Origin of the sequence: Photobacterium carnosum, assembly GCF_002849605.1 — a bacterium.
In the GTDB taxonomy this organism is placed as follows: domain Bacteria; phylum Pseudomonadota; class Gammaproteobacteria; order Enterobacterales; family Vibrionaceae; genus Photobacterium; species Photobacterium carnosum.
The window spans coordinates 33,363-48,162 of record NZ_NPIB01000014.1 but is presented as its reverse complement, the minus strand read 5'-3'; the positions used below and the strand labels follow the sequence as shown (position 1 = coordinate 48,162).

The following is a 14,800-nucleotide window of genomic DNA, read 5'->3' as shown; positions in this document are numbered from 1 at the left end:
AGCCCCTGTTGATATTCTCAGCAGGGGCTTTCTTGTCTTCCTAGTGTTCTTTTATTTCAAATATTTAACGACAACGGTATTGGCTAATTTATCATGCCAACCTTGCTTTCTTTTATCCCAACCAACCCACATTAAACCAAGTCCGAACGGTATCGTTGAAACAAAATAGCCTAAATAACGTATTACCAATTGTTTAACACTGGGTTTATTACCCGTTTTAGCATCAACAATCTGTGCTTTAATCACCATTTTCCCTGGCGTTGCTGATTTATAAACCCAAAATAAAATCACGCCGATAAAAGGCAATAAATAGTTAATAATGACATCCATCGGTCCAATAATGAACACGTCAGTTTGTGGATGCATTTCACCATAAACAAGATACATTAATGGTGCACTAATCAACGCTACAATAGCAGTATCAATTAAACTGGCTAACACTCGCTGCCAAAAACCCACATATATAGGCATCATTTCTTTATTCATATCGAGAAAATTTCCTATTTATAATAAAATTAATTAATCGTTTACCTATTTTCCCATAAGGTGCATACAGATATTTAGTTGAACTTAACGCTGCTTGATGCATTACCGGACGCATTTTAGATAAGCGCTCAAATCCCTCTCGACCATGATAATGCCCCATTCCACTATGCCCTACACCGCCAAACGGTAAATCATCCTGCGCGACATGTAACATAACATCATTGATTGCAACCCCACCTGAACGTGTTTGGTCTAATACCTGCTGCTGCACCGCTTTATTATTACTGAATAAATACAGCGCTAATGGTCGTTCTCTGGCATTAATATAATCTAATGCTTGCTGTAAGGTTTTATAGGTGACAATTGGCAGTAATGGTCCAAATATTTCCCGCTGCATCACTATCATCGCATCGGTAGGCTGACAAACAAGTTGTAAGGGGAATTTACGTTGTTGCGGATCAAGCTTTGACTGAGGGATCAAATTAATAACCTTTGCACCCTGTTCGATGGCATCTTTGACGGTATCGCATAAACGAGAAAAAGATGCATCATCAATAATCGAGGTATAATCAGGATGCTGAATATCACTAAATCGCTTTGCCATAATCGCTTGAGCTTGGCGAATAACCTCATCTTCTAATGCTTGTGGGATCAACAAATAATCAGGAGCGACACAGGTTTGACCGCTGTTATAAACCTTACCACCTAAGATACGTGATAATGCCGTCTTTATATCATAATCATCCGCCAAGATAACCGGAGATTTACCGCCAAGTTCTAATATCACAGGCACTAAATGGGTTGCAGCAGCAGCCATAACAGCCTTACCCGTAGTCGTTGAACCCGTAAAAATAAGGTGATCGAATTTTAATTGTGAGAAAGCAATCCCTGTTTGTCCTTCTTCAGCAATAATACAAATCTGCTCATTACTAAAATCAGCCGCAAATAATTGTTGTAATAGCTGACATAGATGTTGAGAATTTTCTGACATTTTAACCATGACTCGATTACCAGCAGCAAGTGCCGCTACCATTGGAGCAATAGTCAAAAAAAGTGGATAGTTCCACGGTACAATAATGCCCACAACCCCTAACGGCTGAGGAATAACACTATTTTTTGCGGGTTTGAACCATAAAGAAGTATGTCGACGTTGAGGCTTCATCCATGCCTTAACATGTTTAATCGCATCATTTATCGATTCTAAAGACGTAAATATTTCTAATAATGCGGTTTCACTTGCAGAGCGACAACCAAAATCAGCCGCAATCGCTTCGCAAATCTGAGCTTGATGCTGAATGATTAATTGTTTTACTTTTTTTAGGGCAGCGATACGATCTTCAACCATCGGCATCGGCTGCTGCATGAAAGCATCATATTGACGCTGACGATATTGTTCAAGTACGCTTGCTATCAATAAATCACTCATAATATTCCTCTATACTGTTAACCACATGAAATACCACAATAGTGAACAATAAAAATAAGCATGTGCAAATAGTAGTCTCACTATCTCTAATAACAATACAGTTGAATACACTTAATTTATCATTTAGTCGAATTTGCACTAAACTTAATCACATTAAGGACGGAATTTTTCGGAGGGATAAAATGACGCTACCAATACTTTACACATTACGTCAATGCCCCTATGCCATTAGAGCGCGGTTAGGTCTACGCCTAGCCGAACAAGAGATAGACATACGTGACATTTCACTCACAGACAAGCCCGCGGAGATGCTTGCCATTACCCCTAAAGGTACCGTTCCGCTATTAGTATTAAGTAATGGTGATTATATTGATGAAAGTTTATCTATTATGGTGTGGGCGTTAAATCAGCATGATCCGCACAATTTATTATTAGCCGATAGTACGCATTTGTTCACAGATATGATCAATCTTATTGCACGTAATGATTGTAAATACATTGCAGCATTAGAACATTACAAAGCCGATATTCGATATCATAATTCAGATAGTATGATCTACCGTAATTTATGTCAGTCGTTTCTTGATGATCTTGAACTAAGATTAAATAAACACCGCTTTTTTATGTGTGATCATCCCAGTTTAGCCGACTACGCTATTTTACCCTTTATTCGTCAATTTTCTCATGTTGAACGGCAGTGGTTTCGCCACGCACCCTACCCTAAATTAAAAGCTTGGCTAGAGCAGCATTACCAAGATCCTATCTTTTCACAAGTCATGAAAAAGAAAACATTATGGCAATCAGGGGCTTCAACGCCATCATCTTATTACGAAACAGTATAACCTTACTCACATGCAACTATTAATATAAATCCCCCAGACAACATTGCGCTCTCTGGGGGATGAAAATTACTTATTACGACTAGAAAGGTATTCATCCTGAAGCATATACATACGTTTAACGTCAGTATATTGTCCGTCAATAAAGATCTCTTTAACTAAATGACCTTCTTCAATAAAACCACATTCTTCATATAAATAAATGGCTTTTTCATTTGCTGTTGCTACATGCAAATAGACTTTATGTAGATTCAAAATAGTAAAGGCGTAATTCAACGCACGATTAATTAGTGCGCGCGCATAACCATTACCTTGAAAATCAGGCGCAATAATAATCTGAAATTCTGCACTGCGGTGAATACTGTTAATTTCAACTAATTCAACCAGACCAATTGACTCTTTATCATTATTTTCAGCAATAAAACGTCGCTCAGTGCTGTCGTGAATATGCTTACGGTACAACTCTTCTAGCTCATAAAATGATTCATACGGCTCTTCAAACCAATATGACATAATGGCGCGGTTATTGTTTAGTTGATGAATAAAACGTAAATCAGTTTGTTCTAAAGCACGAAGACGAATTTCATTATTCATTATGGTTATCCATTCCCTAAAATTTACTATTCTAAAATAATATACAGCTGAACTTATTAATAACTAGAAAATATCACTAAACCATAAAAATAAAAGACGAAAAATGTAAAATTTTACGTCAAAATATTGAAAACAAAGCTACTTGCTCATTCTACGTTCTAATAAGTCAATGAATCGTCTCACCTTTGCTGATAAATGCTTACGGCTAGGATAAACCACATACACATTCACTAATGTCTTATCAAACTCAGGAAACAATATCGTTAACTCACCACGTTGTAACTGTGATTCAATATAAAACGTTGGTACATGGCAGATCCCCATGCCATCAACGGCCATCGCGACCGTCATCGGCGTATTGTTACATCGTAACTTTTGTTGAACATCAACATTAAAAACTTTATTTTCTGCATCTGTATATTGCCAACGATCGGCATGTTTTAAATTACTGTAGCAAAGACAATAATGGTGTTGTAATTCAGAAGGATGCTTTGGAAAACCATGTTGTCGTAAATATTCAGGCGATGCCACGGTATGAATATTACAACTAAATAACCGCTTACAAATTAAACTTGATTCCGCTAACGTCGCTGAAGCACGAATAACAAGATCATATCCATCAGCAACAACATCGACCGTCTTATCACTTAAATCAATATCTAACTGCATGTCTGGGTATAGCGTTAAATATTCACTAAATACCTGTTGTAAATATTGAGAACCCAACCACACCGGACAACTTATTTTAAGTAAACCTTTCGGATTCAAGCTATTTTGCGACATCAATCCAAGCGCTTGTTCTGCATCCATAACCAACTGCAAACACTCTTGGTAATACACGTCTCCTTCTGGGGTTAGCGCAACTGATCGTGTTGTACGATTCAACAACCGTACACCAAGTCGAGATTCAAGCTTATTAATCTCTTTGCTTATATAAGAATTCGAATGTCCTAAAACCTCAGCGGCGGCACCAAAACCACCGCTTTTGATAACTTGAACAAAAACGACGATACCATCAAATAGTTTATTATTAGTCATATGGAAATAGTTAAAACACTTTTAAGGCATTAATTATATTTAGTTATTAATATACACTTAATTCACGCAATCAAGGCATTTATTACTTTTTCTTAATTACCCATAAAAACGTAGCGTACGTTATAAAGGATCCCAAATGAAATTACTTACTTTTGCAGCAAGCAATAGCCGTCAATCAATTAATAAACACATTGCTACGTACGCTGCATCATTAGCAGCAGGGGCTGATATTGATGTTTTAGATATTAACGATTTTGAAATGCCGCTTTATAGTATTGATCGTGAAACAGAAACAGGTATTCCCACGCTAGCACAAGACTTCTTAAATCGTATTGCTCAAGCCGATGCTGTCATTATCTCTTTTGCAGAACATAATGGCTCATACACCGCCGCATATAAAAACCTGTTTGATTGGGCGTCACGCATCGAACCTAAAGTTTACCAAAACAAACCAATGCTATTACTTGCCACATCACCAGGCCCTGGTGGTGCGAGTAGTGTTTTAGCAACGGCGGTTAATTCAGCGCCTTATTTCAATGGCGATGTAAAGGCATCACTCTCTATTCCAAGTTTTTATGATAATTTTGATCTTGGTATTGGAAAAATAACCAATAGTGACATCAACACCGCATTAATAAATGTCGTTAATAACTTAACCAATAATAAATAGCACTTCATCTTATTTTGATCTTAGTTCCAGAGTTATTAATTATCTTATATTACATACGTATTAATTGCAGGAAAGTGCTATAGCGATCACTATTATTAATGAATCTATCAGTATACTTCAGGCCATTCAATGAACAGTTTGTTGCTAAATTACTGAGCTTATTTATGAAATTAATTAAACGTCTTGCTGCGATTGCCATTACTTCAGCATTATTAGGTGGGTGTAATAGTCAAAATTCTAATGACATTACACCCATTGCCAACGACGTCACTATCGCAACATTTAATCTTTCGTTTGATCGTAACAGTTTTGAACAACTGGTTGATGAAATGCAAACATCACCAGCAGAGCAACAAACATTAGTGGATGGTTTTAACACCAAGACACTGAATAGTGCTCAAACAGAAAAAGCACTTAAAATCATTCAAATTCGTAATGTCGCTGCCATCATTCAAACAAAACGTCCTAATATTATTTTATTAGCTGAATTCAATAATGATGGAACGGGTGAAAATACAGCAGCACTTACTGGCTTCCAAGATAATTATTTATCTATTGGACAAAGTCCTAACAGCATTACTGGTGGCGATACATTAGAACCCATTAAGTACCCCTTCTTTGAAAGTTATGCCACTAACACTGGCTTAATGAGTGGATTAGACCTCAATAATGATGGCAAAGTAAATTCAGGTCCTAATGATGCATGGGGCTTTGGAATATATCATGGCCAATATGGCTTCTCATTGATGTCTCAATATAAAATTGATACTGCAAAAACGCGTACATTCCAAACATTTAAGTGGAAAGATCTTCCGTCAGCTGAAAATCCTGTTATCACAAATTGTAATGATGCCAAGAACCAAATTCCAGACGGTATGGTATGTGGTGATAAATGGTACACCGCTAATGAATGGGAACAACTGCGCTTATCATCAAAAAATCACGTAGATGCTCCTATCATTATTCCAACCGCTAATGGTGATCAAACCATTCATATTCTGATGTCACACCCAACACCGCCCGTGTTTGATACTGTGTCTCAAAATAATAAAATGAAGAACCGTGATGAAATCCAATTTTGGAATAATTACATCACCAATGGTGACTTCATTTATGATGATAAAGGCACAACTGGCGGTCTCGCGGAAGATGAGCAATTTGTGATTGTTGGCGATTTAAATGCAGACCCATATGCTGGTGACGGCTATCGTCAAACCATTGAAAGCTTATTAATGCATCATCGTGTTAACCAACAGGCAAGTGATGGCGCATTAACGCCAACCAGTTTAGGGGCTGAAACTTGCTATGCTGATAAAGAATGTCGCCAAGATAACCCCTACCCAAATCGTTTAACCAGTAACTTTGGTTTACAAGTCGATCATGCTATTCCGTCTCATAACCTACGTATCATTGACTCTGGCGTATATTGGCCAGCTAATGGTGAGCTAGGTCGCTTACTGGTAAACGACGAGCGAATTGGTAAAAAAGGCAAAGGAAAAGACGTTTCTTCTGATCACCGTATGGTATGGATAAAAGCAACGTTATAAATCTATCATTCTCTATGCAATAAAGTCACTCAGGCGCTTAATCTTTAGGGTTAAGCGTCTTTTTATTTAAAATAAACTTGGCTGAAAATTTTGTGTTGAAACCAACAGATCAATAGAACTAATCCCTTCACAATGGACAATCCATGCCATGTTGCTACGTGGAAACTCTTTTGCAATCGACTTCTTAAGTTGTTTCAGTAAGCTTGCTCTATTAAGGGTCAATGTTTGAGAATTAAAACCAAATTGCTTAAACACAAAATATTCTGCATCTTGTTTTAATACCACTATACCGCGATCTTTTTTAAAGGTTCTGGCCTCTATTGCTTCTCCAGCCCCCAGAGTAGATAACGCACATTGAAAAGTCTGAAACAATTGAGATATATGAACTTTAGCCACCACTAACCTATCTTCACTTATAATCTTAATGACATATCATAGAACGTTATGACTACGACACTCCATTCAATTACAGTTAACGTAAATATAAATAAGACTGACATTATAATTATTCCATTTATATATAAGTAATTATCCGCCATCATCACAGTTGTTATCATTAATCAGCAACGATATAATTTACAACTTATTTTCTCACGAGACTCATCAACCATGTCACGCATTAGCCGATTTTTTTATGACCATTGGACGCTCATTAGTGTCTTGATCCTTGCCTTAATTACTGTCTTATCTTTAACCCCTCAAACTGAATTACCTGTCGTGTCAGGATCAGATAAAACCCACCACTTTATTGCTTATGCCACATTAATGTTTGCCGTTGCTTTTGTTAAACCGAAACAATGGCAATGGATCGCTGTCTTTTTCTTTTGTTGGAGTGGTGCGATTGAATTAATTCAACCTTATGTTAATCGCTATGGTGAATGGCTTGATCTTGCAGCCAATACAGGAGGGTTAATCAGTGGTTTTATTCTTGCTAGAATAATGGCGTATATTTGCAAGAAAACCAGTTAACTGTTGATGCTGAATAAAAGCGTTTATTATTCTCTGCCTACTTATTAACAATGATAATGGTTATTTACGCTTATGTTGGCTATATATAACTATATAGCTCCAATAATGGTTTTTAAACTATCTTAAACAATAAAAACAGTATCATATAGGCTGATAATTCATCATTTTCAAGTAAAGAATAGCATTAGAATTAAATATAAGATTACTATTTTCAACACTCTAATTTATTATTACTCACAAAATTACAAAAAAAAACATTTTCAATCAAATAGTTATATAGTACCACATACTTTTTAAAAAAAAGTCAAAAGTAATGCTTATGATTCATTAACTTGTATTACTTAAAAAATACGAGCAATATCCAAAAATTATATCTAACTGGAATATGATGTTTCTATGTATATCGTCATAATACAAAATGACATAACGAGACGGATACTCAGATAGCATAGTAATAGCTAATTTGTTAACTTAATGTTTTTACAATCAACAACAAAACAAATAAAGCATTACACTAAAGTAATGTGGGGGAAAAAAATGAATCCTGAAGATAAACAGTTTGCTGTTATTGGCCTCGGTCGCTTTGGTATGTCTCTGTGTGCAGAGTTAAGCGAGCGTGGAGCACAAGTATTAGCTATTGATATAAATGAAACCTGTGTCCGTCAAGCCGCAGATATTGCCACTCAAGCTGTCGTTGCTGACTGTTCAAATGAAGCGACAATAGCAGAGCTTAAACTTGACGATTATGATTTAGTCATGGTCGCGATTGGTGATGATATCAATGCCAACATATTAACAACCCTATTATTAAAAGATGCCGGTGTAAAAACTGTCTGGGTCAAAGCCAAAGATAACCCACATTGTAAAATCCTTTCGAAAATTGGCGCAGATAAAATCATAAGACCAGAGCTTGATATGGGTATTCGTATTGCACGTAACATGCTAGACAAACGTGTATTTGAATTTTCAGAGCTAGGCAGTGGTATCTCATTAGCTGAAGTTGTTGTTACAGCTCGTAATATGGGTAAACCTATCGCTAAACACCCGTGTGCAAATAGCGATCAAACACAAGTATTAGCACTTAAACGTGGTCCTGAAGTACGTAAGGCACCTGATATGGATATGGAAATGCAAGTTGGTGATATCCTTATTATTACAGGTCCTGAAGATGTACTATCAGAAACGTTAAGAAAGTTATGAGTTTTATCCCTAATCGGACAATGTATGTCCCAATAAAAACAAATAAGCGCGATAAACGGTGGTCTGAGCCAAAAATTATCATCTTTAGCTTTTTAGCTATATTGATCCCTGGCGCTATTTTATTAACGTTACCCGTTTTTTCTGTTTCAGGGTTAAATTTTGTCGATGCACTTTTTACGGCGACATCAGCAATCAGTGTAACAGGACTTGGTGTTGTTGATACGGGTACTCACTTTTCCACTAGTGGTAAAGTGTTATTAATGATCCTAATGCAGATCGGTGGCCTTGGGCAGATGACCTTATCTGCTGTTTTGTTATATATGTTTGGCCTCCGTGTTAGCCTACGCCAACAATCGCTAACAAAAGAGCAACTCGGGCAAGAAAAATTCATTAATATTCGTTTACTCGTCAAACACATAATTATCTTTGTGATTACCTGTGAGTTAATTGGTACCTTTTTCCTATCGTTACGTTGGGTGCCAATGATGGGATGGGATAAAGGGCTTTTTACCGCCGTTTTCCACTCAATATCCGCCTTTAATAATGCCGGTTTTTCATTATTTTCTGATAATTTGACCCAGTATGTTGATGATCCCTTAGTGATTATTACTGTCGCGATGCTGTTTATCTTCGGTGGTTTAGGTTTTACAGTTATTTCAGATTTACACCGTAATTTACATCGTGGATTTCATTTTTTATCATTGCATTCAAAAATAATGATTATAGCCACACCTATATTATTATTCGCCGGCACAATAATGATCTGGCTACTTGAACACGATAATATGCAAACGCTTGGCAGCTTAAATACATCAGGTCAATGGCTTGCGGCATTCTTCCAATCAGCAACCGTGCGTACTGCGGGATTTAATAGTGTCAACATTGGTGCTTTTACAGAACCTGGTTTATTAGTACTGATGCTATTAATGCTCATTGGTGCAGGTCCAACATCAACAGGTGGTGGTATTAAAGTGTCTACCTTTGTTGTGGCTATTTTAGCTACGTGGTCATTTTTAAAACAACGTGATCGGGTTGTACTTTTTAAGCGTACAATCTCAAATCAAACGGTAACAAAATCATTAGCTATTATTGTGGTCAGTGGCATTGTTTTATTAATCGCAATGTTTGCATTAATGCTAACAGAGAAAGCACCGTTCTATGAGGTGATGTTTGAAACCATTTCAGCCTTTGCAACTGTTGGTGTTACTGCGGGTTTAACGGCAACGTTATCTGAGCCGGGTAAGTATATTATCATCGTAGTAATGATTATTGGCCGTCTTGGTCCACTAACACTGGCTTATATGTTAGCGCGTCCAAAACCAACATTACTGCGTTATCCTGAAGATAACGTGTCGACAGGTTGATCCATACCGCATAAGGGTTATTACCCAATAAAATCGGTACTCAATAAAAAGGCGTGTTTCCTAATCAAAGAAACACGCCTTTTTATTTACTTATAATTCATTATCGAGAAATATCTGCGACTAAATGATCATCAAATCCTGCGGCAACTAAGTACTCATAAGCTTGCCATACCGCCGTTGGAACGACTTGCTCAGTTGAAAAACCTAATGCTGGATAGTAACGAATGCGCTGCAAATCCCCCACCATCACATTGACCATATCACCGTAGCTAATCACATCATTCGCAAACTCATCAAAGGTTAATGGCGGAGATGTTACTTGTGCCGTTTTACTTGGCCATAATTTTTCAAATGTGGCAAGAGTGCGACGTTCCATAAATGGCTTTTGCACTAAGATAAACCGTTGAGGATCAAGATTTTTTTCCATGAGTAATTCACGGGTTTTGATTATGTTGTCGCCAGTATTTGTGGCGAAAGGTTCAACATGAATACATTCACTCGGAACACCCATTTCACAGGCAATATTGGCAAAATGTTCCGCTTCAGAGCATGGGAATAATCCTTGTGTAATTTCACCGACATTGCCAGAAAATACAATATAAGGAGCATAACCTTGCAAAAAAAGCTGAGCGGCATATTCTGCGACTCGAATATCATTACTACACAGTACAAACAAACAATCACTTTTTACTAATGGTTGATGTAATAAATGATAATCCCAAACAATTTTAGCTGAACGATAAATTCCTGACGACATAAACAATCCCTTTGTATCAACATATTACTTAAAAAACATATACTATTAAAATAACTGACCTATAAAATATAACGTTAAATACTGTCTTTCAATAACAAAAAATTAAAACAATAATTTGTAAATTGCTAATATGATAAATATTAATCTCATAATAAATCGTATTTTAATATACCTTAAACAACATACACCAATATATTACATATCAACAATGATAGTTTTTCAGAACACCATAAAAAACAAAAAGCCATTTTAAAAATAAAAAAAGTGGAGCAAGTTTACACTTACTCCACCCATTCAATTATCGCTATTTGTCGCTAGCAATTAACGCTGCCACCATTCAGGTAAAATCGCAATGCTAGTACCATGTTGATCGCTTAACCACGCTTGCTCACTCTCAATCGTCAACTGTAACTGCATTGAACGCTCAACCAATGTTTCTAAGCATTTCAGTTCTTCATCGCGAATAAAGACCACAGAGACATTCTTTAAAGCACTAATTTTAGTTTTATTTGCTTGCCACCATACAGGTGCAGCATGATCGCCATAAGCATATACAATCACTTTTTTAGCACGATGCGATGCCTTACGAATACGTTTTTCATCAGGCAGACCCAACTCAACCCATAATTCAATTTCATCAACCAGATTTTTAGTCCATAAATCAGGTTCTTCTGCAGAACTTACACCCTTCGTAAATTGTAAATCAGTGTCTGCATTTAATCCCCAAGCAAGCACTCGCAGCATAAAGCGTTGTAATGTTTCTGATGGGTGGCAAGCAACAGTATGCTGACCATCAAGATAAACATGGCGATCCATGTCTGCTACGTTCATGTTTACTTTATATATAGTGGCACTAATCGCCATCGGTAACCCTTTAATTTATTACTAAATAACCGCGTAGGCATATAGACAACTTACCTACACAAAAAATATTGGTGTCACCTTAATCAGAAAATAATGTATATAACGATATATTTTGCTGAATAAGATCTTCTTTTTGTGCTTTTGTTAACCGTTTTTTAATTCGATACTCAAATTGCATTGCATCGCGTTTAGATTTTACTTGTTGCGACCATGTTAATGTTAAAGGCCCCTTACCTTTAAGGTATTTTGCCCCTTTTTTACTGTGTTGATGTTCTTCAAAACGACGAGCAACATCAATAGTAACGCCACAATAAAGCATTCCTTTATGAGTACGAATAAGATAAACAAACCAAGGCGTGGTTGACATAATAACAAGCCGTAAAATAAACAGGCCCAACATAAGATGTTGAGCCTATATAAAATGATGAAAGCGACGGCAATACTGGCAGAACAATCTACCAGTATTCGTGAATAATAGAAACTATTCCGTTAATGATTCTAACATTAATTGTAATTCAATAACTTGCTGTTTTAATTGTTCAACATCTTGTTCTAATGCAATAATTCGTTCTTCATTAATAGTACTATTCGCAGTCATTGCTTTAGCGGGCGTATAATTGTCAACATCAATATCACCACTAAGTAGATGCATATAACGACAATCACGTTTACCTGATTCTTTAGGTAACCTAATAACATAAGGCCCATTATCAATTGATGCTAATTGTTCGAGTACAGCTTCCGCTTCTTGTGTATCCACAAAATCACATAAACGATTAGTACGAGTACGAATTTCACCTGCACTTTGTGGCCCTCGTAATAATAATACAATCATTGCTCCGAGTTCTTGTTTAGTAAATTGCAATGAACCAAACTCAGTATTACAGAAACGATGCTGAAACTTAGAAACACGACTACCAAAACTGGATACATCGCTCACCATTCGTTTTTCTTTAAGCTCTTCAAGGGTATCAAGTATCATTGCTTCATCAAGCGCCATTACGGGCTCACGACTTGATTTTTGATTACATGCTGTCGTCAATAGATTAAGCGTTAAAGGATATTGATCTGGAGTAGTAATTTCTTTCTCAAGTAAACAACCAATTACTCGAGCCTGTTGTTCTGTTAACTGCATATCCATGATCATCCTCTTTATCTTACTTAATATGGCTTTCTAGTAACCGTAAGATCTCGACACTTGTCACTCAAAAAGCCATTACGATAATACAGTGTCAAAATACTCTAGGAAGACTAGCACGTTTATCTTTGCCAGCAAGTAGTTAGGTTATAAATCCTGTAAATTTTAGTCATAGACAAGTAAAAATTAGTTTTCATTATGACTCACTAAAGAATGTGGATACTCTGCTGTTACAAATTGATCACGCCCATTATCTTTTGCTTGATATAACAATGTATCAACCGCTTGATATAAATTCTCAACTAATTCTAACCCTGTAGGTACCCATGAGATAGCACCTTGACTCACCGTTAATTGATCACTTATTAATGAATTATCATGTGGTATCGCTAACTGTTGAATAGCATCCTTTAAACGTTGGCACTCTTTAATTGCTTGTTTTTGATTACAATTACAAATTAAGATAATAAATTCTTCACCGCCATAACGGCCACAAACTTCACCCGCTCTATTAAATGTTTTTTTCAATGTAGATGACAATAGTTTAAGACAATGATCACCTTCTATATGTCCTTGATAATCATTAAATAATTTAAAAAAATCAACATCAAGTAAAATAATTGTCAGTGGTAAATTATTTCGCCCATGTAATGCAATAAATTCTGTTAACTTTTGGTCAAGATAACGACGATTGGCAAGTTTAGTCAATGGATCTTTATTTGCTTGTTCTAATAACAGTTTGTTTACTTTTTGCAACTGTACCGTGGTATGTTCTAATCGTTGTCGCATCACAGCAATACGACCCATTGCTTGCATTTTAGCCGCTAAAATAATTGGATTTACTGGTTTAACTAAATAATCATCCCCGCCAATATCAATAGCTTTAGCTATAATATGAGGATCATCAAGACCACTTAAAAAGATAATCGGTACCCATTCTGGATACTTATGTCGAATCATAGACACTAATTCAATGCCATTTTGTTCTGGCATTTCAATATCAATTAATAACAAATCAGGCTGAAATTCCGAATAACACTTCAATAACTCCGCACCTGATGATACTGACTTAACATGATGGCCAAGGTTTGTTAGACATGCCGCTACATATAATCGCTCACTGGCAACATCATCGGCAATTAAAATCCGCATCACTCCCATATTAAATCCTTTACAATAGCCAATTTACAATATAAAACATATTGCATCACTCATGCCATATATTCATATTATGAAAAAAAAACTTAACAGCGTGATTACACCATGACTATTCACTAAAATAAATTTTATTATTACTTTTATAATCATATATTGACATTTATCAGTAGGAATATAGGATTCCTCCTCTCAAAACACAATGCGTTAGGAAAAACTATGTCTGAAATTAATAACAACGAAGAACAAATCATCGAAGAAACAGTATTTACATTAGATGACTGTTCTCCAGAACTTCGCCAAGTAGCCACAGTTGAAGAAGTACCAGCAGAGTTGATTGATATGCTTGTAAACGTTTATAAGGTATCAGAGCCGACTTCACGTGAAGCATGGAACGCATTACCAGCAAGCGCCCAAAATGTTTTGGATAATTTTGAGCAATTTCACTCTTTAGTTGCACTAAGCCAAAGCTACTCTGGCGTTGACTTCCTTGGTGAAATGCAAGATACCAAATTCCCAGAAGACATGAGTGCAGATGAACAAGCTGAATACAAAGCATCTATGCTTGATAAAGTTTTAGTTAACTGTGTAAAAGACATGTGTAAGCAATTAAAAAAAGCGCGTCGCAATCCACCAATGAAACGCGAGTTTACTGAAATTTTTCAAAAGTAATTATTATTACTACGATCATTAATATGAAAAGAAAGAGTGATCCACTCTTTCTTTTTTTTATAATTAATATTTATTAGATAA

17 protein-coding genes are annotated in these 14,800 nt (G+C 36.2%); 7 read left to right on the top strand and 10 right to left on the bottom strand.

Annotated elements, in window-relative coordinates; all coding sequences use genetic code 11:
• Positions 1-51: 51 nt before the first annotated feature.
• Positions 52-486, bottom strand: coding sequence for an RDD family protein (locus tag CIK00_RS12195; RefSeq protein ID WP_101769127.1), 435 nt, complete (start codon positions 484-486; stop codon positions 52-54).
• Entirely contained in the window at positions 479-1,912 is a 1,434-nt protein-coding gene (locus CIK00_RS12190) for a coniferyl aldehyde dehydrogenase (protein WP_101769126.1), read from the bottom strand. The genes CIK00_RS12195 and CIK00_RS12190 overlap by 8 nt, the downstream gene beginning before the upstream one ends.
• A gap of 182 nt (positions 1,913-2,094) precedes the next feature.
• Between CIK00_RS12190 and CIK00_RS12185 the strand changes: the two genes are divergently transcribed.
• A complete protein-coding gene (locus CIK00_RS12185; RefSeq protein ID WP_101769125.1) occupies positions 2,095-2,754 on the top strand; it encodes a glutathione S-transferase in 660 nt (219 codons plus the stop codon).
• 66 nt (positions 2,755-2,820) lie between these two features.
• Here the strand turns inward: CIK00_RS12185 and speG are convergent, their stop codons facing one another.
• Positions 2,821-3,345, bottom strand: a complete 525-nt coding sequence (gene speG / locus CIK00_RS12180) for a spermidine N1-acetyltransferase (RefSeq protein WP_045038084.1) — start codon at positions 3,343-3,345, stop codon at positions 2,821-2,823.
• A 138-nt stretch (positions 3,346-3,483) separates the two neighbouring features.
• On the bottom strand, positions 3,484-4,383 hold the full coding sequence (locus CIK00_RS12175) for a LysR family transcriptional regulator (protein WP_101769124.1): 900 nt from the start codon (positions 4,381-4,383) through the stop codon (positions 3,484-3,486).
• A 136-nt stretch (positions 4,384-4,519) separates the two neighbouring features.
• Between CIK00_RS12175 and CIK00_RS12170 the strand changes: the two genes are divergently transcribed.
• Both CIK00_RS12170 and CIK00_RS12165 read left to right on the top strand, forming a co-directional pair.
• A complete protein-coding gene (locus CIK00_RS12170) occupies positions 4,520-5,053 on the top strand; it encodes an NADPH-dependent FMN reductase (RefSeq protein ID WP_101769123.1) in 534 nt (177 codons plus the stop codon).
• 164 nt (positions 5,054-5,217) lie between these two features.
• The gene (locus CIK00_RS12165; protein WP_101769182.1) at positions 5,218-6,600 is read left to right on the top strand and encodes an endonuclease/exonuclease/phosphatase family protein; all 1,383 of its coding nucleotides are present in this window, start codon (positions 5,218-5,220) and stop codon (positions 6,598-6,600) included.
• A gap of 66 nt (positions 6,601-6,666) precedes the next feature.
• On the opposite strand, the gene CIK00_RS12160 is transcribed toward CIK00_RS12165, so the two are convergent.
• Positions 6,667-6,996 (bottom strand): hypothetical protein, encoded by a 330-nt coding sequence (locus CIK00_RS12160; RefSeq protein WP_144043161.1) that lies wholly within the window; start codon positions 6,994-6,996, stop codon positions 6,667-6,669.
• A gap of 213 nt (positions 6,997-7,209) precedes the next feature.
• Between CIK00_RS12160 and CIK00_RS12155 the strand changes: the two genes are divergently transcribed.
• The 3 genes from CIK00_RS12155 to CIK00_RS12145 all read left to right on the top strand — a co-directional run bounded on the left by CIK00_RS12155 (position 7,210) and on the right by CIK00_RS12145 (position 10,133).
• Positions 7,210-7,569: a VanZ family protein gene (locus CIK00_RS12155; RefSeq protein WP_101769121.1), complete on the top strand. Its 360-nt coding sequence runs from the start codon at positions 7,210-7,212 to the stop codon at positions 7,567-7,569.
• Positions 7,570-8,106: 537 nt separating this feature from the next.
• A complete protein-coding gene (locus CIK00_RS12150; protein WP_167388550.1) occupies positions 8,107-8,769 on the top strand; it encodes a potassium channel family protein in 663 nt (220 codons plus the stop codon).
• Positions 8,766-10,133 (top strand): TrkH family potassium uptake protein, encoded by a 1,368-nt coding sequence (locus CIK00_RS12145; protein WP_101769119.1) that lies wholly within the window; start codon positions 8,766-8,768, stop codon positions 10,131-10,133. The genes CIK00_RS12150 and CIK00_RS12145 overlap by 4 nt, the downstream gene beginning before the upstream one ends.
• 100 nt (positions 10,134-10,233) lie before the next feature.
• Here the strand turns inward: CIK00_RS12145 and CIK00_RS12140 are convergent, their stop codons facing one another.
• From CIK00_RS12140 to CIK00_RS12120, 5 genes are all read right to left on the bottom strand, one after another.
• On the bottom strand, positions 10,234-10,890 hold the full coding sequence (locus CIK00_RS12140) for a YdcF family protein (RefSeq protein ID WP_101769118.1): 657 nt from the start codon (positions 10,888-10,890) through the stop codon (positions 10,234-10,236).
• Positions 10,891-11,211: 321 nt separating this feature from the next.
• Complete coding sequence (locus CIK00_RS12135) at positions 11,212-11,754, bottom strand: YaeQ family protein (RefSeq protein ID WP_045038076.1); 543 nt, start codon at positions 11,752-11,754, stop codon at positions 11,212-11,214.
• Between the two features lie 79 nt (positions 11,755-11,833).
• Positions 11,834-12,121, bottom strand: coding sequence for a GIY-YIG nuclease family protein (locus CIK00_RS12130; protein ID WP_101769181.1), 288 nt, complete (start codon positions 12,119-12,121; stop codon positions 11,834-11,836).
• 114 nt (positions 12,122-12,235) lie between these two features.
• Positions 12,236-12,895, bottom strand: a complete 660-nt coding sequence (locus CIK00_RS12125) for a YceH family protein (protein ID WP_167388549.1) — start codon at positions 12,893-12,895, stop codon at positions 12,236-12,238.
• A gap of 183 nt (positions 12,896-13,078) precedes the next feature.
• Positions 13,079-14,053: a GGDEF domain-containing response regulator gene (locus CIK00_RS12120; RefSeq protein ID WP_101769116.1), complete on the bottom strand. Its 975-nt coding sequence runs from the start codon at positions 14,051-14,053 to the stop codon at positions 13,079-13,081.
• Between the two features lie 213 nt (positions 14,054-14,266).
• Here CIK00_RS12120 and CIK00_RS12115 point away from each other — a divergent pair, with 213 nt between their 5' ends.
• Positions 14,267-14,719 (top strand): DUF3069 domain-containing protein, encoded by a 453-nt coding sequence (locus CIK00_RS12115; RefSeq protein WP_101769115.1) that lies wholly within the window; start codon positions 14,267-14,269, stop codon positions 14,717-14,719.
• The last annotated feature ends 81 nt before the right edge of the window (positions 14,720-14,800 follow it).